This window comes from Labrys sp. HAY1-8F (genome assembly GCF_056754975.1).
The window spans coordinates 4,136,087-4,156,105 of record NZ_JBPGWZ010000002.1 but is presented as its reverse complement, the minus strand read 5'-3'; the positions used below and the strand labels follow the sequence as shown (position 1 = coordinate 4,156,105).

Annotated in this window: 18 protein-coding genes; 5 read left to right on the top strand and 13 right to left on the bottom strand. The window is 62.6% G+C overall.

Annotated elements, in window-relative coordinates:
* Positions 1–423: 423 nt before the first annotated feature.
* The 13 genes from ACR9ZN_RS28240 to ACR9ZN_RS28180 all read right to left on the bottom strand — a co-directional run bounded on the left by ACR9ZN_RS28240 (position 424) and on the right by ACR9ZN_RS28180 (position 14,598).
* Positions 424–900 carry a hypothetical protein gene (locus tag ACR9ZN_RS28240; RefSeq protein ID WP_454812612.1) on the bottom strand — a complete coding sequence of 159 codons (477 nt, stop codon included), beginning with the start codon at positions 898–900 and terminating at the stop codon, positions 424–426.
* A gap of 425 nt (positions 901–1,325) precedes the next feature.
* On the bottom strand, positions 1,326–1,916 hold the full coding sequence (locus ACR9ZN_RS28235; RefSeq protein WP_454812611.1) for a helix-turn-helix domain-containing protein: 591 nt from the start codon (positions 1,914–1,916) through the stop codon (positions 1,326–1,328).
* A 47-nt stretch (positions 1,917–1,963) separates the two neighbouring features.
* Entirely contained in the window at positions 1,964–3,544 is a 1,581-nt protein-coding gene (locus ACR9ZN_RS28230) for a Hint domain-containing protein (RefSeq protein ID WP_481273747.1), read from the bottom strand.
* A 431-nt stretch (positions 3,545–3,975) separates the two neighbouring features.
* Positions 3,976–5,010 carry a hypothetical protein gene (locus tag ACR9ZN_RS28225; protein WP_481273746.1) on the bottom strand — a complete coding sequence of 345 codons (1,035 nt, stop codon included), beginning with the start codon at positions 5,008–5,010 and terminating at the stop codon, positions 3,976–3,978.
* A gap of 168 nt (positions 5,011–5,178) precedes the next feature.
* The gene (gene rfbA, locus ACR9ZN_RS28220) at positions 5,179–6,060 is read right to left on the bottom strand and encodes a glucose-1-phosphate thymidylyltransferase RfbA (RefSeq protein ID WP_454812607.1); all 882 of its coding nucleotides are present in this window, start codon (positions 6,058–6,060) and stop codon (positions 5,179–5,181) included.
* A gap of 62 nt (positions 6,061–6,122) precedes the next feature.
* Positions 6,123–7,061: a dTDP-4-dehydrorhamnose reductase gene (rfbD, locus tag ACR9ZN_RS28215; protein WP_481273745.1), complete on the bottom strand. Its 939-nt coding sequence runs from the start codon at positions 7,059–7,061 to the stop codon at positions 6,123–6,125.
* Positions 7,062–7,210: 149 nt separating this feature from the next.
* Complete coding sequence (rfbB, locus tag ACR9ZN_RS28210; RefSeq protein WP_434959582.1) at positions 7,211–8,263, bottom strand: dTDP-glucose 4,6-dehydratase; 1,053 nt, start codon at positions 8,261–8,263, stop codon at positions 7,211–7,213.
* Positions 8,263–8,844: a dTDP-4-dehydrorhamnose 3,5-epimerase gene (rfbC, locus tag ACR9ZN_RS28205; protein WP_481273744.1), complete on the bottom strand. Its 582-nt coding sequence runs from the start codon at positions 8,842–8,844 to the stop codon at positions 8,263–8,265. Before rfbC ends, rfbB begins: the two co-directional genes overlap by 1 nt.
* 789 nt (positions 8,845–9,633) lie before the next feature.
* Positions 9,634–10,572 carry a site-specific tyrosine recombinase XerD gene (locus ACR9ZN_RS28200; RefSeq protein ID WP_434954991.1) on the bottom strand — a complete coding sequence of 313 codons (939 nt, stop codon included), beginning with the start codon at positions 10,570–10,572 and terminating at the stop codon, positions 9,634–9,636.
* A gap of 59 nt (positions 10,573–10,631) precedes the next feature.
* Positions 10,632–11,327 (bottom strand): acid phosphatase, encoded by a 696-nt coding sequence (locus ACR9ZN_RS28195; RefSeq protein ID WP_481273743.1) that lies wholly within the window; start codon positions 11,325–11,327, stop codon positions 10,632–10,634.
* Between the two features lie 76 nt (positions 11,328–11,403).
* Entirely contained in the window at positions 11,404–13,461 is a 2,058-nt protein-coding gene (locus tag ACR9ZN_RS28190) for an FUSC family protein (RefSeq protein ID WP_481273742.1), read from the bottom strand.
* 136 nt (positions 13,462–13,597) lie between these two features.
* On the bottom strand, positions 13,598–14,269 hold the full coding sequence (locus ACR9ZN_RS28185; protein ID WP_481273741.1) for a methyltransferase family protein: 672 nt from the start codon (positions 14,267–14,269) through the stop codon (positions 13,598–13,600).
* A 164-nt stretch (positions 14,270–14,433) separates the two neighbouring features.
* Positions 14,434–14,598: a hypothetical protein gene (locus ACR9ZN_RS28180; RefSeq protein WP_434954986.1), complete on the bottom strand. Its 165-nt coding sequence runs from the start codon at positions 14,596–14,598 to the stop codon at positions 14,434–14,436.
* A gap of 132 nt (positions 14,599–14,730) precedes the next feature.
* Here ACR9ZN_RS28180 and ACR9ZN_RS28175 point away from each other — a divergent pair, with 132 nt between their 5' ends.
* The 5 genes from ACR9ZN_RS28175 (at position 14,731) to ACR9ZN_RS28155 (ending at position 20,014) form a co-directional block, all read left to right on the top strand.
* Positions 14,731–15,348 carry a shikimate kinase gene (locus tag ACR9ZN_RS28175; protein ID WP_434954985.1) on the top strand — a complete coding sequence of 206 codons (618 nt, stop codon included), beginning with the start codon at positions 14,731–14,733 and terminating at the stop codon, positions 15,346–15,348.
* Complete coding sequence (gene aroB / locus ACR9ZN_RS28170; RefSeq protein WP_454812599.1) at positions 15,345–16,463, top strand: 3-dehydroquinate synthase; 1,119 nt, start codon at positions 15,345–15,347, stop codon at positions 16,461–16,463. The genes ACR9ZN_RS28175 and aroB overlap by 4 nt, the downstream gene beginning before the upstream one ends.
* 111 nt (positions 16,464–16,574) lie before the next feature.
* Positions 16,575–17,858 carry an HlyC/CorC family transporter gene (locus ACR9ZN_RS28165; RefSeq protein WP_481273740.1) on the top strand — a complete coding sequence of 428 codons (1,284 nt, stop codon included), beginning with the start codon at positions 16,575–16,577 and terminating at the stop codon, positions 17,856–17,858.
* A gap of 262 nt (positions 17,859–18,120) precedes the next feature.
* Entirely contained in the window at positions 18,121–19,128 is a 1,008-nt protein-coding gene (locus ACR9ZN_RS28160; protein WP_481274400.1) for a LacI family DNA-binding transcriptional regulator, read from the top strand.
* Between the two features lie 94 nt (positions 19,129–19,222).
* Positions 19,223–20,014 carry a 3-methyl-2-oxobutanoate hydroxymethyltransferase gene (locus ACR9ZN_RS28155; protein ID WP_434954982.1) on the top strand — a complete coding sequence of 264 codons (792 nt, stop codon included), beginning with the start codon at positions 19,223–19,225 and terminating at the stop codon, positions 20,012–20,014.
* The last annotated feature ends 5 nt before the right edge of the window (positions 20,015–20,019 follow it).

Below are 20,019 nucleotides of genomic sequence, written 5' to 3'. Positions count from 1 at the left end.
GCAGCGGAGCTTAGCCAAACGGCAAAACAATCATCCCTGGGCTGCTGGCTCCTGATTGGCATCTTCGTTGATACATCGAACAGATTACTATCTGTTGACGATCGGCGCCGCCATGACAATGATATTTCGATCCAGCACGACATGTGGTTTGTGGATATAGTTTCACAGGAAATCATCAGCGCGAAAAAAACTGTAGGTGATATGAATCCTGCCTGTTTTCCTCGTTCAGTTGTTGATCTTCACCGGATTGAAAACAAACATCAAGCGGTCTCAAGGATTGGATCGCTAGGTAAAAACTGTGGAAGAAAAACGCCGTCTATCTCCAATACAGGAATGAATGTATCACTCCTGCACTTCCACCGCATCCCGGCAAAACCTATTCCAACCAGGAATGCCCCGCTACGCCGCCGCTCTCTTGTGGGCTCATCCGTTAGTGACGCTGCCGTTCTCGCTCGATTCGACCCGGTAGACTGGCAATTTTGCGTGAAGGTGGATCTCGAGCAGGATCGGGGGAGAGCCGTCGTAGTCCAGCAGGTCGGCTGGTATCAGGGCGTCCCCGTTCGACCAGCGCCACATGACCTCACCTTGACGCTCGCAGGCATAAAACCCTTGCTCCAGCCTGGGATGATCGAGCGCGATCTCGCGGAGGCCATGTGCGCCACGCAGGCATAGGCGCCCTATGGCCACGCCGAGCAGACGCTCGTCATCTCCCGGGGGGTCGGCGCAGCCGGATCGCGAGACGAGCCGTGCCTGTTTGAAACCCGGCGGCACGACAAAGGTGTGGATAGCACCCTCGATCGACACGGGCCTGTATTCTCGCTCGTCGAACCGCAGGCGTAGAGCCGGATCGCCCACCATCCTGTGATCCGCCATATCGGCTTGCGGCAGGGAGTCCAGCATGGGCTTACTTTCTATGGCCGGGACGCAACAGGCAGGGTGCGGCGGGTGGCGGCGGCGATATCAACGCGTCCGGGCCGGACTCACGCCAAATCTCGAATGTCGCCGTGCGAGACAGGCAAGAAGGCGGGAGCGAATGCAACAGCTTCGCGAGACTGACCGACACCAAGCGATCCCTTCCGATGAAAAGTGCCATTCCGTCCCTGGCGAGGCGCCGTCGACGCCGTGGCGCGAATACCTCTTTTGACTATACAATTCCGCTTTCGGCTGATCCAGACCCTTTCCTGGACGGCAGCCGACGATGCCAGTCTGATAGCGGAGGCTTTGTCCAGAAAGGCCGGCAGGCGCTTTCAGCCAAGATAGAATTTGAAAAACCAAGATCTAGGGACGAATTCCGATGCAAGCAGATGCCTGCTGGCGTGGATGGCTCATCTGTCATCAGGTTCGTGCTGATTCGTCTGGCGTTCCAGCCATTTCTGCGCACTCAGCTTCCGGCTTGGGCTGAGCATGCGGTAGAGCGCAATGAGATCGGCCTCGTCCGGCGACAGGGTGGTCTCGATGCGCTCCTCGGCGAGCCCGTTCAGCAAGGTGTCCTCGCCGACCCCCAGGGCCTGGCACAGGCCAGCCAGATGTTTGTTGACACTGCCTTCCCGCCCGGTTTCCCAGAAGGCGACCGCCGCGCGCGAAACCTCGACGGCATCGGCGAGTTGCTGCTGCGTCATGCCGACGGCCTGTCGCAGTGCCCGGATCCGCTTCCCGAGCTCGGCGCTGGGCGAAACCTTCTGCCCGGCCTTGGCATCCTGATCTGTCAAGTCAGCGTTGTTGTCAGCGATCCAGCGCCGGAATTCACTGCGGGAGGTCTCTTGCGGCGTATCATCGGCAGACTGGGGCGTCATGCGGTAGAGCACCTTGCCCTTGAAGACGTCGACGACGACCCGTCCGGGATTCTCGCGATCAGGAGACATCCAAACCTGGCCGGGCTGCAGGATCGTGGCATAGCGCATGCCCCTGAAAAGCATGCCAGCCAGCCCTGTTCAAGGGCTGGCTGTTCTTGTCGTCGAAATTGTTAGCCGTTCAGCACGACATCCGCAGAGGCGTCACCGTCGACCACATAGGGACCTGCCGCCAGGATCTGCAGGCCCAGCATGGCGATGGCGTTGGGAGCGCGCTCGCCGAGCGGAAGTACGGCATCGCCGTCGGTCCAGCGGCGGTCACCCTCGCGCACCGACCAACCGCGCAGATAGCGGGTAGTCAGATGAGCGTCGATCACGCGGCTGACATTGCCGTCCTGCAGCGTGACGCCACCGACGAGCACGCCGAGGAAGCGACGATCATCGACATAGGGCCCGATCGTGTCGGCCGGACGGCTGGCACGCGAGACGACCCGCACCGAACGCACATTCGAGGGGATCATGAACAGCGCCATGCCATCGGCTTCGCGAGCCTGGCGGATGATGCGGCCGCTCTCGGTGACCAGATGCAGATCGGCTTCACGGGTCAGTTCGACCGGCTGTGCCTGCACCGGATCGTTGCGCATGGCCGCCCGGGCCTCGATGGCACGGAAGATCGGCTCGACGAAAGCGCGGTCGACGCAGAGCGGCGCCGCGGCATCAACAGCCCAATCCTTGGCCTTGCCGGCGAACGGCACCACGCCGTGCTGGGCAACGAAGTTCTTACGGTTGCCCGTATCGAGATAGCTCTCGGAGAGCATGCCGTTGGCATGGATGATGCCATGCTGAGCCAGTTCGACATGGTAATAGGCGTAGGTCTGGAAGGAGCGGTCATAGAAGATGCTCCGGCCATTGACCAGCATGCGGATCGGCACCAGCTTACCTTCGAAGAAGAAGCTGTGCTCGGCCGTGACCAGCAGATCCTGATAGGGCACGCCCTCTGCAATGGCATCCTTGAGGATCCGGACGGGGTAGCCGCCCATGTCCATGGGATACACCGGGTTGCTCAGAACATGGCCCGAGCCGATCCAGGTGACCGGACGCAGTTCATCCTTGCCGTTGATGGAAACGAAGACTTCGTCGCCGACACGGATATCTTCGATCGCGATTTCGCCGGCAGCCGTGCGGATGAGCGTGCCAGCGAGGAAGCAGACGATGGCCTGGTCGGTGACTGTCAGAGTACTGCCGTTCTGACCAACCGTGAGAGGGCCGTTCTGGCCGACGGTATAGGTACCTGCATTGAGAGTTTGACCTGCAATGGTGACGGTTGCGATGGTTCCATTGCTGCCATTCAAAACGGTGATGATCTGATTGCCACCTGAATTGGTAACCGTGTAGGTGGCTGCAGTACCGGAGGTATTAGTAAACTCCAGATGGTTTAGACCATTGTTCGTCGCAAAGCCGTTGATCGTGGTGCTGGACAGATCGATCAGCGTACCACCGCCGTTGACGGTAAAGGTGCCGCCGCCGGGACCGTAATTGATCGTGGAACCGGTCAACACATTGGCAAGGTTGGTGCCGTTGGTAAACCTACCGCCATCCGTGAGGTTTACCGTCGTACCGCTCAAAGCATTAGCCACAATGCCATTGGCCATCGTAGCGCTGCCGCCATCGACATTGACCACAAGGCCGCTGAGAGCGTTGACGCCGGAATTGATCGTCGCTGTACCACCGACATAGACCGTGTTGGGGGTCAACGTAGCCAGGCTGACGAGAATGCTAACATTGCCCGTTACGCCCGGCGGAATAACGTAAGTGCTTCCAAGCAAAGCATTGGCAATGCTCGCTGTGCCGCCATTGGTGGTAACAATATTTCCTTCGGGGACATTGGTAAGCGTTGTCGTCCCGCTCGCGCCACCCGAAATTGCTACCTGATCTAGAAAGCCAGTTATTACGTTTCCGCCAGTACGGGTAATGTCATAGCTGACACCGCCGGCGTTAGGTCCAAAAACAGCCATTCATTCCTCCTGTATCCCTCGGAATTCCGGCCTGTCCCCCCACGGCCACCCCGTACTTCCGATGAGGTATCGTTTACGCCTTTTGGAATAGCACATAAAGTTTGCTTTCGGCAAACATAAATTAGCGCCGCCAACAGGACGATGGGCAAAACGCATTTCATCAACCCTGCTCAGCCGCCTTGTTCGACAGCCGCTTTGACCTGCCCGTAAATATCGAGGTCGGCCTCGAGCAGCACCTCGGTCTCCGGCAACCTGCGCAACCGTTCCGACAGGGCCTGCACGGGTGGCAACAGGGGAGCGATCTGCACGGCGCCCTGCGGCATGCGCATGATCTGTTCGAGATCCTCGGCGAAGGCATGGGGACGTTCGCGGATACCGACGACTCCGGCAGTGGCGAGATTGGCGAGCGCCGTCGCCACGGCGCCGCGCGGCAACAGCCCCTCGAAGCTCTCGGCCGCGAGCTGGCGGGCAAGCGGATTGGATAGGATGGTAATCACCTCCCCCGGCATCTCGGCGAAGGCTCGGACCAATCCTTCCGCGTCCGTCTCCAGAGTGGCAACGAAATCGATGGCGGGCTTGAAGACGGAGAGATCACGCTGTCCCAGCAGGGCATCGCCATATTTCGGCACCAGCTTGAGCGCCATCAGCCGCTCGGCCAATTCGTAATAGGGATCGTGCAGCAGGGTCACCCAGGTAAAGCGTTCATAGATCAGCGCGTCATATTGCTTGAGGGTGAGCCGCCCGCTCACATAGAGCGAATGCGCGTGCTGCAGATGGAAGATCTGGGTTGCCGTCTCGGCCCCCAGCCGCTCGATGCCGCGGTGGAAATAGTTGAAATGCTGCTTGAGCGCGGCATCGAGCCCCCAGAGCGGAAACAGGTGGGTCTCCAGCCTGAACAACCGGTTGGGCAGGCCCTCGTCATCGAGATTGCGGCGATAGATCAGGATACCGCTTTCCTCGTCCACCACCTCGACATAGCGCAGGGCGCCGAGGCCGGGGACATTGGCGTCGTTGAGCAGGAAACCGCACAGGCCGTTGAGGTGGCGGCCCGCCGTCACCAGGGCCGGACGCGGCTCGCTGCAGCGGATTCGCGCCACCACCTGCCCGGCAACGAGAACATGCAGGATCGGCGTCTTTTCGTAATCGTCCGGAACGACATAGCCGGTGATCTCACCGCCCTCGTCCGATTCGATATTGAACAGCATGACCTTGCCCGATTCCTGGAGCAAAGTGCGCTTAGACGGAAACGCTTGTTTGCTCTCACTCTTTGGTTCCAAGCCAATCCTACGGATTGGCTGGAGTCTCTTTGCGATTCTTGGCGATTACGCCAAATCGCGAAACGCTTTAAGCTGGGTTTTTCGGCCGCATTGGCTTCACCACAGCAGCGACTCCTCCTCGAGCACACGCAGCAGATATTTGCCGTAGCTGCTATTCTCGACTTTCTTGGCAAGGTGGCGCATCTGATCGGCGTCGATCCAGCCACTCGAAAAGGCGATCTCCTCCGGGCAGGCCAGCCGCACGCCTTGCCTGTGCTCGAGAACGCGCACGAATTCGGCGGCCTGCAGCAGGCTGTCGGGCGTGCCGGTATCGAGCCAGGCATAGCCTCGCCGCATGCGCTCCACATGCAGGCTGCCCCGCTCCATATAGATGCGATTGATGTCGGTGATCTCGTATTCGCCGCGTGCCGAAGGCTTGATGGTTCGGGCGATGTCGACCACCTCGGCATCGTAGAAATAGAGCCCTGTCACCGCCCAGTTGGATCTGGGCTGCTTGGGCTTCTCCTCGATCGATGTCGCCACCGCATTCTCGTCGAAGCCGACCACGCCATAGCGTTCGGGATCGGTGACGTGATAGGCGAACACCGTGGCTCCCTGCCTGCGGGAGACGGCCGAGCGCATCAGGCCGGGCAGGCCGGCACCATAGAACAGGTTGTCGCCCAGGATCAGCGCCGAGGGCTGCCCGTCGACGAAGTCGGCCCCGATGACGAAGGCTTGGGCCAGGCCGTCCGGACGCGGCTGTTCGGCATAGCTCAGCTTCAGGCCCCACTGCGTGCCATCGCCGAGCATTTTGCGGAACAGCGGCAGATCATGCGGCGTGGAGATCAGCAGGATTTCGCGAATACCCGCCTGCATGAAGGTGCTGAGCGGGTAATAGATCATCGGCTTGTCGTAGATCGGCAGCAATTGCTTGGATGTGATGCTGGTCATCGGATAGAGCCGGGTGCCGCTGCCGCCGGCCAGAATGATACCACGCATGCTCAACAAATTCCTTGATCAAGGCCTCACGGACGGCCGATTGCGATAAACACGCCCTGGCATCAGGGCGAAGCAGAAGTGGATGAGCCGGTGCCGGCACGCCCGGCCAGCAGGCGGGATACGCAGTCGCCAACCGAGGCGCGCCAGTCGGGCAAGACAATGCCGTAGCGCTCCTGCAGCTTGCCCGCATCCAGCCTGGAATCGGCGGGGCGGCGGGCCGGCGTGGGGTAATCCTTGGTGTCGATCCGCCGGACGCGGGCCGAGGGGCCGCCGGAGGATGCCGATGCCGCAAACACCGCCTCGGCGAGGTCGGCCCAACTTGCCTGTCCGCTGCCAGCGACATGGAACACGCCGAACAAGGGGGTGTCAGCCGCCTTCTCGTCCACGACCTTCTCGTCCAAGACCCGCCGGGCGATCCTCAGCAAGGCCTCGGCGAGATCGAGGGCATAAGTCGGGCTGCCGAGCTGGTCGGCCACGACGCCGACCTCGTCGCGCTCGCCGGCGAGCCGTAACATGGTCTTCACGAAATTCTGCCCATAGGGCGAATAGACCCATGAGGTGCGGCAGATCACATGGCGCGGATTGGCGGCGGCAACACGCAGCTCACCCTCATGCTTGGACGCGCCATAGGCGCCGAGCGGACAAACCCGATCCTCCTCGCGATAGGGATGCTGCCAGCCGCCATCGAAGACATAATCGGTCGAGACATGCACAATCGGCACGCCGAGCCGCTGCGCGGCCTGCGCCACAAGCCCCGCACCGGCGGCATTGACCGCATGCGCCTTCTCCGGCTCGCTTTCGGCCCGGTCGACTGCCGTATAGGCGGCGGCGTTGATGATCACGTCCGCGCCCGTGCCAAGCAGCGTGGCCGAAACCGTCGCCGCCTCGCTCAAATCGAGTTCGGGACGGCCGAGACAGACGATATCCACGCCCGAAGACGCGCCGACGGCCCGCAGGGAGTGAGCGAGCTGCCCTTCCCTGCCCGTCACCACAATACGCATCACAAAACCTCCTAAGCCGCTTCCTCTTGACCGGGCCATGGCACAATCGAGAGGAAGCCGCAGGATATTGAACATTTGCAGGGTTTCTCGACGAGGCCCATCCGCAGGCCTCATCGAGAAACCCTGCTTGGATCCGACAGCCAGCAGGCTCAGGCGCTGACGAGCCCCAGCCGTTCGCCGGCATAAACCCCCGAGCGGATCGGGCGCCACCACCAATCATTATCGAGATACCATTGCACCGTATGCCGAATGCCGGATTCGAAGGTCTCGACGGCTCGCCAGCCCAGATCCGTCTCGAGCTTGTCGGCATCGATGGCGTAGCGCTGGTCATGGCCCGGACGGTCGGGCACGAAGGCGATCAAATCCCGTCGCGGACGCGAGCCGCCGACAAGGCCATCCAGGACATCGCAGATGGTTTCGACGACACTCAGATTGCTACGCTCGCTGCGCCCGCCGACATTATAGGTCTCCCCGGGCCGGCCCGTCCGCACGATCGTCCACAGGGCACGGGCGTGATCCTCCACGAAAAGCCAGTCACGCACATTGCTGCCATCGCCATAGACCGGCAAAGTGCGGCCCTCCAACGCGTTGAGAATGACGAGCGGGATGAGCTTTTCGGGAAAGTGGTACGGCCCGTAATTGTTCGAGCAATTGGAGATCAGGACCGGCAAGCCATAGGTGCGCATCCAGGCCCGTGCGAGGTGATCGGACGCCGCCTTGCTGGCCGAATAGGGCGAGCTCGGATCATAGCGCGTGGTCTCGGTAAATAGGCCGTCGCTGCCGAGCGAGCCATAGACCTCATCGGTGGAGACATGCAGGAAGCGGAACGCGTCGCGGTCCCGACCCGAAAGCGTACGCCAATAGGCACGGGCCGCTTCCAGCAGGGTATAAGTTCCCACGATATTGGTCTGGATGAAGTCGTCGGCTCCGGCGATCGAGCGGTCGACATGACTTTCGGCGGCCAGATGCATCACAGCGTTCGGGCGGAAAGACGCCATGACCGCATCCAGCTTCAGCCTATCGGTGATATCGCCGCGCATGAAGCGATAGTTTCGTGAGCCGGCTATCGAACGCAGCGAATGGGGATTGCCCGCATAAGTGAGCTTGTCGAAGTTGAGAACCTCGACATCCCCTTCGCCCGCCAGCAGGCGCACCACAGCCGAACCAATGAAGCCTGCACCGCCTGTCACCAGAACACGCATCATGCGACGCCTTCCCGTTCATGATCGTAGAAAAAGCAATCCGGCAAATCCTTCAGGGCCGGCAGTTCGAGGTCCTTTGCCGAAAGGACCGGCCCCTGCGCCGGCACAGGCCAATCGATGGCAATGGCCGGATCGCTCCACAAAATGCCGCCGTCGTCGGCGGGGCTGTAGTAATTGGTCACCTTGTAGGCAACCAGCGTATCCGGCTCCAGCGTGCAATAGCCATGCGCGAAACCGACGGGCACCCAGAGCTGGTCACCGTCAGTGCCATCGAGACGAGCCGAAACATGCTTGCCATAGCTAGGCGAGCCCTTGCGAATATCGACGGCAACATCGAGTATCGCGCCCCGAATGACCCGGATCAACTTGCCCTGCGCCATCGGGGAGCGCTGGAAATGCAAGCCCCTCAGCGTACCGACTGCCCCGGATAGAGCCTCATTGTCCTGAACGAACTCGACATCAGCCACCTGCTGACGAAACGCACGTGCATTGAAGACTTCCGAGAAATACCCACGCGCATCGCTGAAGCGCCTCGGGCGGACCCGCACCACTTCGGAAATGGACAAACGCTCGATGATCATCAAACTGGCACTCGTCAGAATTTATAATGATTTATTTGAAATTCATTACAGGTGTCAAGTTTATATTTCTCGTTAATGTGAAAAATAAAGTAGAATATAATTACATTATCGAACGGTGCCATATTAAATGCAACTCTAAATAAGCCACACTATTACGTACAATATAAATAAATATATATGACTTCATAATGTTACGACTTAACTTAAGTATATTTCTTTGTAAAAATCAATAATTAAAATATAAAATTGTAATCTTCAGAGTTATATTTTGAATTCGCTATATTTTAGGTCAGATTCATAAAAATCGATATATGATTTTTACAAAAAATCTTTACGCAATGCAAAAATGTTACTATTATGTACAATATATAGAAAAAAACATCGCGTTAAGCAAATAAATCTTTAGGGAAATTTGCGATAACCCGAATATATGCACACTCCGCCCTGCAATTGCTCAAGTCACCGCCGGTGGATGCCTCTTCAATCCCGCGGTCTTCCGACAAACTTCGCCAATTAATCAAGTATATTGAAGAAATGGGTTTTTCTGTTTCCGTTTTCAATTCAAGGCCTTAGGCCGCGCGTCGACCGAAACAGGCCTGATCACCCGTGAGGAATAGAACGAACGAACCGCGGAAATCGCGTTCGGAAATCGGCCAACTCCTCTGCCCGTCCGAAGACGATTGCCTTCGCAAGAGCACAGCGGAGGAGCCCATAACGCCATCACCGGTTCACGTAGCGCCCGAACCGCAAGGCCTTGCCGTCGAAGCGGCCCGGCCCGCCGCGGCAATCTCAATCCGCCAGCGGATGCAGGTCGCGCACCATCGACTTCACACGCTCGTCGAGGACATGGGTGTAGATCTGCGTGGTGGCGATGTCGGCATGGCCGAGCATCATCTGCACGGAACGAAGATCGGCGCCGTTCTGCAGGAGATGGCTGGCAAAGGCATGGCGCAATACATGCGGGCTGATGCGGTCGGCGCGAATGCCAGCGCTCGCCGCCAGCAGCTTCAATTCCCGCGCGAAATGCTGGCGCGTGAGATGGCCGCTCTCGCCGAAAGACGGGAACAGCCAAGGAGAGGCGCCATCCCTGCCCGCCTCCGCGAGCAGGGCAAGATAGGCCCGCATGGCCCGCCGGGCAGCCTCGGTGAGCGGTACCAGCCTCTCCTTGGAGCCCTTGCCCACCACGCTCAGCATGTCGAGCCCGGGCCGGGCCGCGGTACGCTTGAGGCTGACCAGTTCCGAGACGCGCAGCCCGGAAGCATAGAGCGTCTCGAGCAAGGCGCTCATCCGCGCTGCCCGCAGACGCTCCGACAAAGGACGGGCGGCATCCTCGATCCCCTCGGCCGCCGCCGCCAGCAGGCGATCGACCTCCGCCTCATCCAGCACCTTGGGCAGGCTACGCCCCCGCTTGGGGCCGTCGAGCACACCGGTCGGATCGTCGGTACGAAAACCTTCGGCATAGAGGAATTTGTGCAATTGCCGGATCGCCGACAAATGACGGGCCAGGGTTGTCGCCTTGAAGCCGAGGTCCGTCAGGGCGGCAAGATGCGCCCGCGCCTCGTCGGCACCGGCGGTGGCGATCGCCCCGCCCCGGCCCCGCAGGAAATCGCTGTAGTCGGTGAGATCGCGCCGATAGGCCTGCAGCGTATTGTCGGCGCCGCCACGCTCGGCGGACACCATGTCGAGGAAGGCATTGATCAGGCGGCTATCGCTGGCGGGCTTGGGCATGGCGTCAGCCTAAGCCCGCCGAGGTTAACAGCCGGAAAACCGCGCCGGCTATCGGCAGCTCAATAGCCCAGTGCCGCGCGCAGTTCCGCCTTGGCCGGCGCGAACTCGGCCTTGAAATCGTCCTGGCGCATGATGGTGACGGCGATCACCGAGCCGGAAATGCGCCCCATCTCGATGTCAGAGGGGTAGTGGATGCCGGCGACCAGGCGGCTATGCCCGTAGTCCCAGGCCCGCGCCATGATCTCGACACGCTTCTCGGGAACCATGTCGGCGAGGACGATGCCCATCAGCGTGCCGAGCGTGGTATGGCCCGAGGGATAGGCGCCCGAACTCGACATCTTCACCACCGGCTTGACGATGTCGCTCACCATATGCGGGCGCGGCCGGTTGAGGGTCTTCTTGGCCGGATCGACGACGGCGGCTTCGGTTTCGACCACGCGATCGAAGAAAGCGGCGAATTTCGGCAGCTCGATCTTGTCGAATTTGGGCCCGAACAGCTCGCCGGCAAAGCGCCAGACGCTCTCCTCGTCATCGGCCTTGGCATGGGCGACCATCTCCGGCGTGCGCTCGACCTGGAGAGTGAGGATCTCGGCGAGCTCGGCCTTGGTCTTCGCCGAATCCTTGGCCGGCGGCGGCGGCAGGATGGTGACGAGATCGATGGTCTTGGCATCGGTGAAGGGCCTGGCATCTTCGGCATTCGCGGGAGCGAAAGCGGCCAGCGCCAACATGGCGGCGGCAGCGAGAATCGTGCGCATGAAGCACTCCTGTGCATGGGGGCCGCGCCCGCATGGCAGCCGCCGATGACAGCAGGATGACGCTGCTTTGCGCCATTCAGAAATAGAGCGGGTGGTCTTCGAGAGCCAGGGCGATCACCCGAAGCGAGGCCGCGGCCTGCAGGTGGGCATTCGGGCTGGTTTCCTTGACGATGACGGCGGCAAGTTCCCTCAGTGCCCCGATCATGTCGCGCAGCAGCTTGGCATGCGGGATGCGGATGGCCAGGAGGCGGGCGAGCCGCACCAGCATCTCCGAGACGGCGGCGGCATGGTCGGGCTCGATCTGGCCCTCGCGCAGAAAGCGGCGCAGACGCAGGATTTCCAGCCCCATGGTCACGGCGGCCAAGCTCCCGTCCAGCACATATTGGCCCTTGCTGCCCACCCGCTCCAGCGGCGCCATCAGCTGGTTGATGCGGTCATAGGCCAGACTCTCGAAAGCCGAGGGCTTGGGCAGGCGCTCATGCAGGCAAAGCCGGGTGAGATCGGCCCGGAAGGCCTCCACCACCCGCTCGACCACGCTTTGCGGCCGGCGGGGCAGCACCACCGCGAACACGGCAAGGCTGAGCAGCCCGCCGCCGAGCACCGCGACCGCCGCATTCAGGAAAAGCCAGGGCTCGGCCACCATCGGCTGGCGCGGATTGAGAAAGAGCAGGAAATTGATGGCGAAGGCAGTGGCGATCGGGGTGAAGCGCGGATTGGCCATGCCCAGCGCCGCCGGCAACAGCACCAGACCGATCAGCGCCAGCAGCCAGGGGAGCCCCGGCAGATGCGGCAGCATGAGCTGGCCGACCAGGAAGGCGGCCGGCACCGAATAGGCAGTACCTTTGAGGAAGTCCCAGGCCGAGCGCAGCGGATTGGGCATGGTGGCGAACAGGCTCGACATCACCGCCACCATCACAGCTGCGCCGGCAAGATCGGCCCAGCGCGTGGCGATCCAATAGGCTGTGACGATAGTGGTGGCAATCGCCGCCCTGACGGCATTGACGACCGCCACCTCGGTGTCGCGATCGATGGTGAGGGCCGGCAGCTTCCACTGACCGGGTGGATCGGGCGCGCGCAGCCGCAGGGCGGCCAGCCCCTCCAGCACCAGGCGGATGGCCGTAAGGAACTCGATCAGCAGGGTGATGCGTGCCGCTGCCGCCGCACGGTCCTCATGCGGCTGCAGCGGCGCGCCGCGCATCGCCTCGGCCTCCCGGCAGAATTCCTCGATCTGCCGCCGCCAGGGGCGGACGTCCTGGGTGAGCCAGTCGCCCTGGGCGATGCCGTCCAGCATGGTCCTGATGCGGTTGAGCAGCGGGCGCCAGCTCGAATCCGGGGCGCTGGCGTGGGCAAGCAGCGTGTGCACGGCCGAAATGGCCGAGAGCATGTGGCCGATCGTGTGCCGCGCCATGCGGCCATGCGTCACCAGGCTCGGTGCCTCCAGGCGTGCATAGGCGCGCATGCCGGCCAGCGCCTCGATATCGACGATCAGGCGCTGGTAGCGGGCGTCGAGTTCGGCCTTGGCCGTGCCGCCGATGGCGCCCGCACCATAGAGCGCGATCTCCCTCAGGCTTGCTCCCGCCCGTTCGACCAGCAGGTCGCGGGCAAGCTGAGGCAGCAGCAGGCGGCTCGCCAGCCCCGCGCAAACGATGCCGAGCATGATCTCGATGCAGCGGGCCGCGGCCAGTTCACCAACGAGATGGGGATTGTCGAAAGCCGGCAGTCCGATGATGGCGGCGGTGTAGCCGGCCAACACCGCCCCGTAGGATTCGGGATTGCGCAGCATGGAGGCCACGAAGGTACACAGGCCGATCCACACCGCCAGCATGGCCAGGAAAAGCAGATGCTCGCTGCCGGTGAGCTTGACCATCGCCACCGAGGCGAGCGCGCCGATCAGCGTGCCGGCCAGCCGGAACAGGCCCTTGGCGAGCACCATGCCCGCGACGGGCTGGCTGACGATATAGACCGTCATCATCGCCCATTGCGGTTGCTCCAGCCCGAGCGCATAGGCGATCGCCAGGGCGAGGAGCCCGATGGCGGTGGTACGGAATGCAAAGATCCAGTCGGCCCGCGGTGGCAGGACCAGATGCGGCAGGCGGGACGACAGGCGCGCGGGAAGCAAGGTCGGGCGAGACATCAAACCGGCCATACAGGGTTTGTCGCTGATTTGGTACCGGATCATGACGCGAGATCATGAAGGGCATCCTACCGCCGAGGCGGCTATGCTCAGAGCGGCAGCATAGGAAACGATCGTTTCCGAATCCCTCCTCGCCTCACCAGATCCCGGGCAGCATGCGATAGCGCACGCGCTCGGCGTAGTCGGCATAGGCTGGCAGACCGCCCATCAGCGTATGCTCCTCGATACGGGAGCGGATCGCGAACGCCAGGAAGAAAACCGGCATCATGGCAAGGCCCCACCAGGAGCCGATCAGCAGCGGCGTGCCGATGAAATAGAGCATGACGCCGGCATACATGGGATGGCGGATGACGGCGTAGGGGCCCGTCGAGATCACGTGATGGTGACGCTCGGCCTGTACCTTGACCACCGGTGCGGCGAAGGAATTTTCGCGAAACACCCACATGATGAAGAGCGTCGAGGCCAGATAGAGCACCAGCCCGATGCCCTGGAGCAGGACGGGCATGGTGGAGGCCTGCAGGCGCCGGTCGAGCCCGATGACCACGAACCAGGTCACGGCGACCACGAGGAAAACCCGCATGAACCATTTGTCCGCGCTGGGCTGCTCGGGCGCTTTCAGCCGCATGCGTTCGGCCAGCAGACCGGGATCGGTCCTGGCGAGCCACAGGCCGGAGGCGAGGCCGACAATGAGGGAAACGACCAGGTAGAACCAGGCCGAAGCCCAGTGCAGCGTGCCGGCCGAGAGGAACAGCACCAGGGCCATGATGCCGACGAACACCAGATTGTGCAGGACCAGTTTGACGATCATGGGCACCGTCTCCATTGGGTGGCGCCATCATCCCGCACGTCTTGGGCAAAAATGCAGTTGTCCGAACACGAAGCCTGAACGGGAAAGCCTGGCCGCCGACCACCAGCGCCGCCTTTGTGCGGGACTGCCTTCCGCCTGCCTATGCCTACGGCTTGCTGCCCATGCTAGGGCTTGGCCGGCTCCTTTGGAGGCTCCAGGTTCTTGAGCGGCACATCCTGGCTCATCGGCCGTGTCGCCGGCTTCACATAGGTGCCCAGCACATAGACGAGGCCGAAACCGGTCAACCCCAGCAACAAGAGAATGAGAAGGAAGCGGAAGAGGCTGGGCATGAGGATCCTGAACGCAACGGTGCCAGGATAATGCGCGATTCAGGGCAGCGCCATGGCGTTGTGCCGTCCGCGCGCCCGTGAGGCTCTTGCATCGAGGCCCCTCTCCGGTTCATTAGAACGATGAACTTGTTGATGCAGGACGATATGAGCGGCTTTGCGACACCTCCTGTCCCGGCCGAACGCGAGAGGAAAGTGGCGGAGGCCCTCGCGGGGCGGTCGGTCGTGCTGGTGGGTATGATGGGAGCAGGCAAGAGCGCCGTCGGCCGGCGCCTGGCGGGGCGGCTCGGCCTTGAATTCCGCGACGCCGACACCGAGATCGAAGAAGCCGCCCAGAAGACCATTTCGGAGATCTTCGCTGCGGATGGCGAGACCTTCTTCCGTGACAAGGAGCGGCGGGTCATCGCCCGGCTGCTGGCCTGCGAAACGCCGATCGTGCTGGCGACCGGCGGCGGCGCCTATATGAATGAGGAAACCCGCGCCCTCATTGCCAATTGCGGTGTTTCGATCTGGCTGAAGGCGGAACTCGATGTTTTGATGCGGCGCGTCCGTCGCAAGCCGACCCGCCCGCTCCTGCAGACGCCCGATCCGGAAGGCACGCTGAGGAAGCTGATCGAAGCGCGCTACCCCGTCTATGCCGGGGCCGATATCACCGTGCTCTCGCGCGACGTTGCCCAGGAGGCGGTGCTGGAAGATGTCGTCACCGCCCTCGAACACCATTTGTCGACCGAAAGATCGGATAGATCCGCATGAGCCAGCCCATCGTCGTTCCCGTCGCGCTGGGCGCGCGCTCCTATGAGATCGCCATCGGCCCGGGCCTGCTCGCCGAGGCCGGCCGACGTATCGCCGCCCTCGCACCCAAGGCGCGCCTCGCCATCGTCACCGATGCCAATGTCGCGGCCCTGCACCTGAAGACATTGGCTGACAGCCTCGATGCCGCCGGGATCGCGCACCAGACCATCACGGTCACACCCGGCGAGGCGTCCAAGAGCTTCGCCACCTTCGCCGAGGTCTGCGAGGGCCTGATCGCCACCCGGGTCGAGCGCGGCGATCTCGTCGTCGCCTTCGGCGGCGGCGTGGTCGGGGATCTGGCCGGCTTTGCGGCGGCGGCAGTCCGGCGCGGCATGCGCTTCGTGCAGATCCCCACCAGCCTGCTGGCGCAGGTCGATTCCTCGGTGGGCGGCAAGACCGGCATCAATTCCCGCCACGGCAAGAACCTGGTCGGCGCCTTCCACCAGCCCAGCCTGGTGCTGGCAGACACGCAAGTGCTCGACACCCTGTCCAAGCGCGAGTTCCGCGCCGGCTATGCCGAAGTCGCCAAATATGGCCTGATCAACGACGCCCCCTTCTTCCATTGGCTCGAGGAGCATTGGCAGGAGGTGATGGCCGGCGGGCCGGCGCGCGAGAAGGCCATCGCCACCTCCTGCCGCGCCAAGGCCGGCATCGTCGCCCGCGACGAGACCGAGACTGGCGAGCGGGCCCTGCTCAATCTCGGCCACACTTTCGGCCACGCCCTGGAAGCGGTCACAGGATATGATTCCGCCCGCCTCGTGCATGGTGAGGGCGTCTCGATCGGCATGGTGCTGGCGCATGAATTCTCGGCGCGGCTTGGCCTCTGCTCGCAGGAAACACCATCGCGCGTCGCGGCTCATCTCTCCGTCGCCGGCCTGCCCACCCGCATAGACCAGGTGCGGGGCGGGGTCGGCACGGCGGATGATCTGATGAACGCCATCCTGCAGGACAAGAAGGTCAAGCGCGGCAAGCTCACCTTCATTCTCACCCGCGGCATCGGCGAGAGCTTCATCGCCAATGATGTCGATCCCAGTGCCGTGACGGGCTTCCTGGCAGAGAAGCTCGCCGATGTTTAGAGGCTCCATACGAAGCCACTGCCGCCGGGTCATCCCGGACGCGGCGCAGCACGGGATGACGAAGAGCAGGCCTCTCGCAGTGCTCCCTCCTCGATCCCATAGGCGCTGACCATGCATCCCGAGGCCTGGTACTCGCTCTTCATCGTCTTCCTGCTCCTGCTGGCGGGCTTCTTCTTCGCGGGCTCGGAAACCGCCCTCACCGCCGCCTCACGGGCGCGGCTGCACTCGCTGGAGAAGAACGGCAGCCAGCGCGCCAAGATCGTCAACAAGCTGCTCGACATCCGCGAGGCGATGATCGGCTCGCTCCTGGTCGGCACCAGTATCGTCAACACAGCCGCGGCGGCTCTGACGACGGGCATCCTGCTCGACATCTTCGGCGATGTCGGCATCTTCTATGCCACCATCGTCATCTCGGTGCTGACCATCGTCTTCGTCGAGATCCTGCCCAAGACGCTGGCGATCAACTACCCCGAGCGGTTCTCCCTGGCCGTGGCCTGGCCTGTCAGGCTGGTAGTCGTGGTGTTCTCTCCCGTCACCGGCCTGCTCGGCTGGCTGGTGCGTGCCATCCTGCGCCTCTTCGGGCTCGAAGTCGGCAGGCATCCTTCCCTGCTCTCGGCCACCGACGAATTGCGCGGCACCGTCGATCTCCTGCATAAGGAAGGCTCGGTGGAGAAGACCGATCGCGACATGTTCGGCGGCCTGCTCGACCTGCAGGAACTCACCGTCGACGACGTCATGGTCCACCGCACCAAGATGTTCTCGGTCGACCTCGACGAGGGGCCTGCCCAGATCGTGCAGAGCGTGCTGGCCGCCCCCTATACCCGTATCCCGGTATGGAAGGACAGCCCCGAGAACATCATCGGCGTGCTGCATGCCAAGGACTTGTTGCGGGCCCTCGATGCCGCCGGCAACGATCCCCTCAAGCTCGACATCGAGGAGATCGCCTTGCCGGCCTGGTTCGTGCCCGACACCACCTCGCTGGTCGATCAGCTACGCTCCTTCCGCCGCCGCAAGCAGCATTTCGCCTTCGTGGTCGACGAATATGGCTTGGTGCTCGGCATCGTCACGCTGGAGGACATCATCGAGGAGATCGTCGGCGACATCTCCGACGAGCACGACCTGGTGGTGACGGGCGTGCGCCCGCAGGCCGACGGTGCCGTCAATGTCGACGGCTCGGTGCCGATCCGCGACCTCAACCGCGCCATGGACTGGAACCTGCCGGACGAGGAGGCCACCACCATCGCCGGCCTGGTCATCCACGAAGCCCGTACCATCCCCGAGGCCGGCCAGACCTTCACCTTCCACGGCTATCGCTTCCAGGTGTTGAGGAAGCAGAAGAACCGCATTGCCTCGCTGCGGATCACCCCGATCGTGGCGGAGACGCCAGAGGGGTGAGAGCAGGGCGTGGCGCGCCCCAGCCATCCGGGCTCGCTGGGTGCGATGCCCGCCGCATAGCCGAGGACTTGCGGCCGTGCCGATCACCTGGCTGGAACAATCACGATCCGAGAAGTGCGCATTCTCCCTCGAAATCAGGCGGTCCCGAATGGGACAGGCCGCGCTTCACTGCCCCTCATCCTCCGCCCCAGCTTCCCGTTTGGTGACATTCAGGATTTGCGGTATGGCGTATTGGCGATCCTGCCAGCGAGGTTGATGGTCCATTCCCAAGCCGACTTTCCACGCGATCGCACGCCTCGCGGGCGTTGGTACGGCGACGGTCGAGCGTGTGCTGAACGGCCGCGGTGGTGTGCGGCCACGCTTGACCGAAAAGGTCATCGCAGCCGCGCGGGCGCTCGACTATCCGCGCCGGCTGCCGGAGCTGCACCGCGGTATTTTGCGGATCGACGTGATCCTCGTGCGGCCTGAAACCACCTTCTTTTCGCGCCTGTCACAGGCCTTCGGCCGCATTGCCGCCGGCCTGGATGCATCGCTCGCCGTGCATCGCACCTTCATGGACGAGCATGATGCTGCCGCGATCGCCAAGCGCATCGCGGAGCCCGAAGCGAGGCGGGCAGGCCTCATCCTCGCCGTACCTGACCATCCACTGATCCGAGCCGCCCTGGCGAAGGTCAGAGCCGAAGGCATCCCGGTCATCCAGATCGTGACGCGTTCGGAGGGGACCGACGCTATTTATGTCGGCATCGACAACTACGCCGCTGGTCGTACGGCCGCGCATTTCCTGTCCCGGATGCAGCCGAGCCGGGGCTCGGTCATCGCCCTCTGCCACAGCCAAGCCTATCAGGTGCACCGCGAACGTATCCGGGGGTTCTCCGATTATCTTCAGGAGCGGCCTCGCGACGGCCTGTTCTTCGTTGCCGTCCTGTTCGGCCTGGATGACGCCGACCACAGTGCGAATAGGCTCGTCGAGGCCTTGCGGGCCTGGCCCGATATGGTCGGTCTCTACAACGCAGGCGGCGCCAACGCCTCGCTGTCGTCGGCTTTGCGCGGCCATCCGCGCGGCGGTGAGATTTTCTTCATCGGCCACGAACTTACCGAGCGCAGCGCCGTTGCGCTGCGAGAAGGGGTCATGTCGATGGTGATCGATCAGGCACCCGAGGCCCAGGCGCGGCGCGCGCTCGACCTGATGCTGGCGCGCCTGGGCCTGGTCGGCGCGCCCCTTGCAAACGACCCCATCCGCTTCGTGACGATCACTTCCGAAAATCTGTGACGCTTGAGGTTCTTGATCTGATTTGATCAGGAAAGCAGCGGCGTGGCCTGCCGCCCCCGCCTATGGTTCTCCCGCCAGTTTCGGGAAGACCACCATGGGAAAACGCATTACGGTCTATGACCTGCAGAGCCGGAAGGGTCAGAGAAAATGGCTGCAGCTGCATGTCGACAATGCGGAGGAAGCCGCTGCAGCGGTGGAATGCGGCATCGTCGTCCTCTCCTGCGAGCCCGATCATCATCTTGAAGGCATCCGCCAGGCCGCACCTGCGGCTTTTCTTTCGGTCGGCATGCCGCACGGCACCGTCGCCTCCCCCGAAGAAGCCATCCGTCTTGGTTTCCAGATGCTGAGACGTGGGGCGGATGCGATCTATTGTTCCCATTCGCCGCTTTTCATCGAGGCTATGGCCCGGGAGGGCATTCCGGTCACCGGCCATGTTGGTCTCGTGCCCAACCGTGGGACCTGGACGGGCTTTCGCGCCGTCGGCAAAACACCGGAGGAAGCGGTGCGCGTCTTCCGGGCGGTCAAGGATCTCGAAAACGCTGGTGCAGCCGCGATCGAGGTCGAAGTGGTGCCGGTGCGGCTGGCCGAATACATCACCCGCAATACGCCGATGATCACCATGGGGATGGGCTGCGGCTCTGCCTGCGATACCCAATACCTCTTCTCCAGCGACGTGCTCGGTACGCACGCCGGCCATTATCCCCGCCATGCCAAGCGCTATGCGGATTTCAGGGCGCTGATGTCGGAGCTGCAGCACAAACGCGTCGAAGCCTTCAGCGCCTTCGCCACGGACGTCGCCGACGGCACCTATCCCGAGCGCAAGCACCAGGTGGACATGGACGATGCCACTTACGAGCGCTTCCACGCGCTTGCACGATCAATCTGACGGAG

Coding starts and splice junctions, on each gene's coding strand:
- ACR9ZN_RS28240 (WP_454812612.1), bottom strand. CDS start 900: ATGCTGGACTCCCTGCCGCAAGCCGATATGGCGGATCACAGGATGGTG.
- ACR9ZN_RS28235 (WP_454812611.1), bottom strand. CDS start 1,916: ATGCTTTTCAGGGGCATGCGCTATGCCACGATCCTGCAGCCCGGCCAG.
- ACR9ZN_RS28225 (WP_481273746.1), bottom strand. CDS start 5,010: ATGCTGTTCAATATCGAATCGGACGAGGGCGGTGAGATCACCGGCTAT.
- rfbA (WP_454812607.1), bottom strand. CDS start 6,060: ATGCGTGGTATCATTCTGGCCGGCGGCAGCGGCACCCGGCTCTATCCG.
- rfbD (WP_481273745.1), bottom strand. CDS start 7,061: ATGCGTATTGTGGTGACGGGCAGGGAAGGGCAGCTCGCTCACTCCCTG.
- rfbB (WP_434959582.1), bottom strand. CDS start 8,263: ATGCGTGTTCTGGTGACAGGCGGTGCAGGCTTCATTGGTTCGGCTGTG.
- rfbC (WP_481273744.1), bottom strand. CDS start 8,844: ATGATCATCGAGCGTTTGTCCATTTCCGAAGTGGTGCGGGTCCGCCCG.
- ACR9ZN_RS28200 (WP_434954991.1), bottom strand. CDS start 10,572: ATGCCCAAGCCCGCCAGCGATAGCCGCCTGATCAATGCCTTCCTCGAC.
- ACR9ZN_RS28195 (WP_481273743.1), bottom strand. CDS start 11,327: ATGCGCACGATTCTCGCTGCCGCCGCCATGTTGGCGCTGGCCGCTTTC.
- ACR9ZN_RS28190 (WP_481273742.1), bottom strand. CDS start 13,461: ATGTCTCGCCCGACCTTGCTTCCCGCGCGCCTGTCGTCCCGCCTGCCG.
- ACR9ZN_RS28185 (WP_481273741.1), bottom strand. CDS start 14,269: ATGATCGTCAAACTGGTCCTGCACAATCTGGTGTTCGTCGGCATCATG.
- ACR9ZN_RS28180 (WP_434954986.1), bottom strand. CDS start 14,598: ATGCCCAGCCTCTTCCGCTTCCTTCTCATTCTCTTGTTGCTGGGGTTG.
- ACR9ZN_RS28175 (WP_434954985.1), top strand. CDS start 14,731: ATGCAGGACGATATGAGCGGCTTTGCGACACCTCCTGTCCCGGCCGAA.
- aroB (WP_454812599.1), top strand. CDS start 15,345: ATGAGCCAGCCCATCGTCGTTCCCGTCGCGCTGGGCGCGCGCTCCTAT.
- ACR9ZN_RS28165 (WP_481273740.1), top strand. CDS start 16,575: ATGCATCCCGAGGCCTGGTACTCGCTCTTCATCGTCTTCCTGCTCCTG.
- ACR9ZN_RS28155 (WP_434954982.1), top strand. CDS start 19,223: ATGGGAAAACGCATTACGGTCTATGACCTGCAGAGCCGGAAGGGTCAG.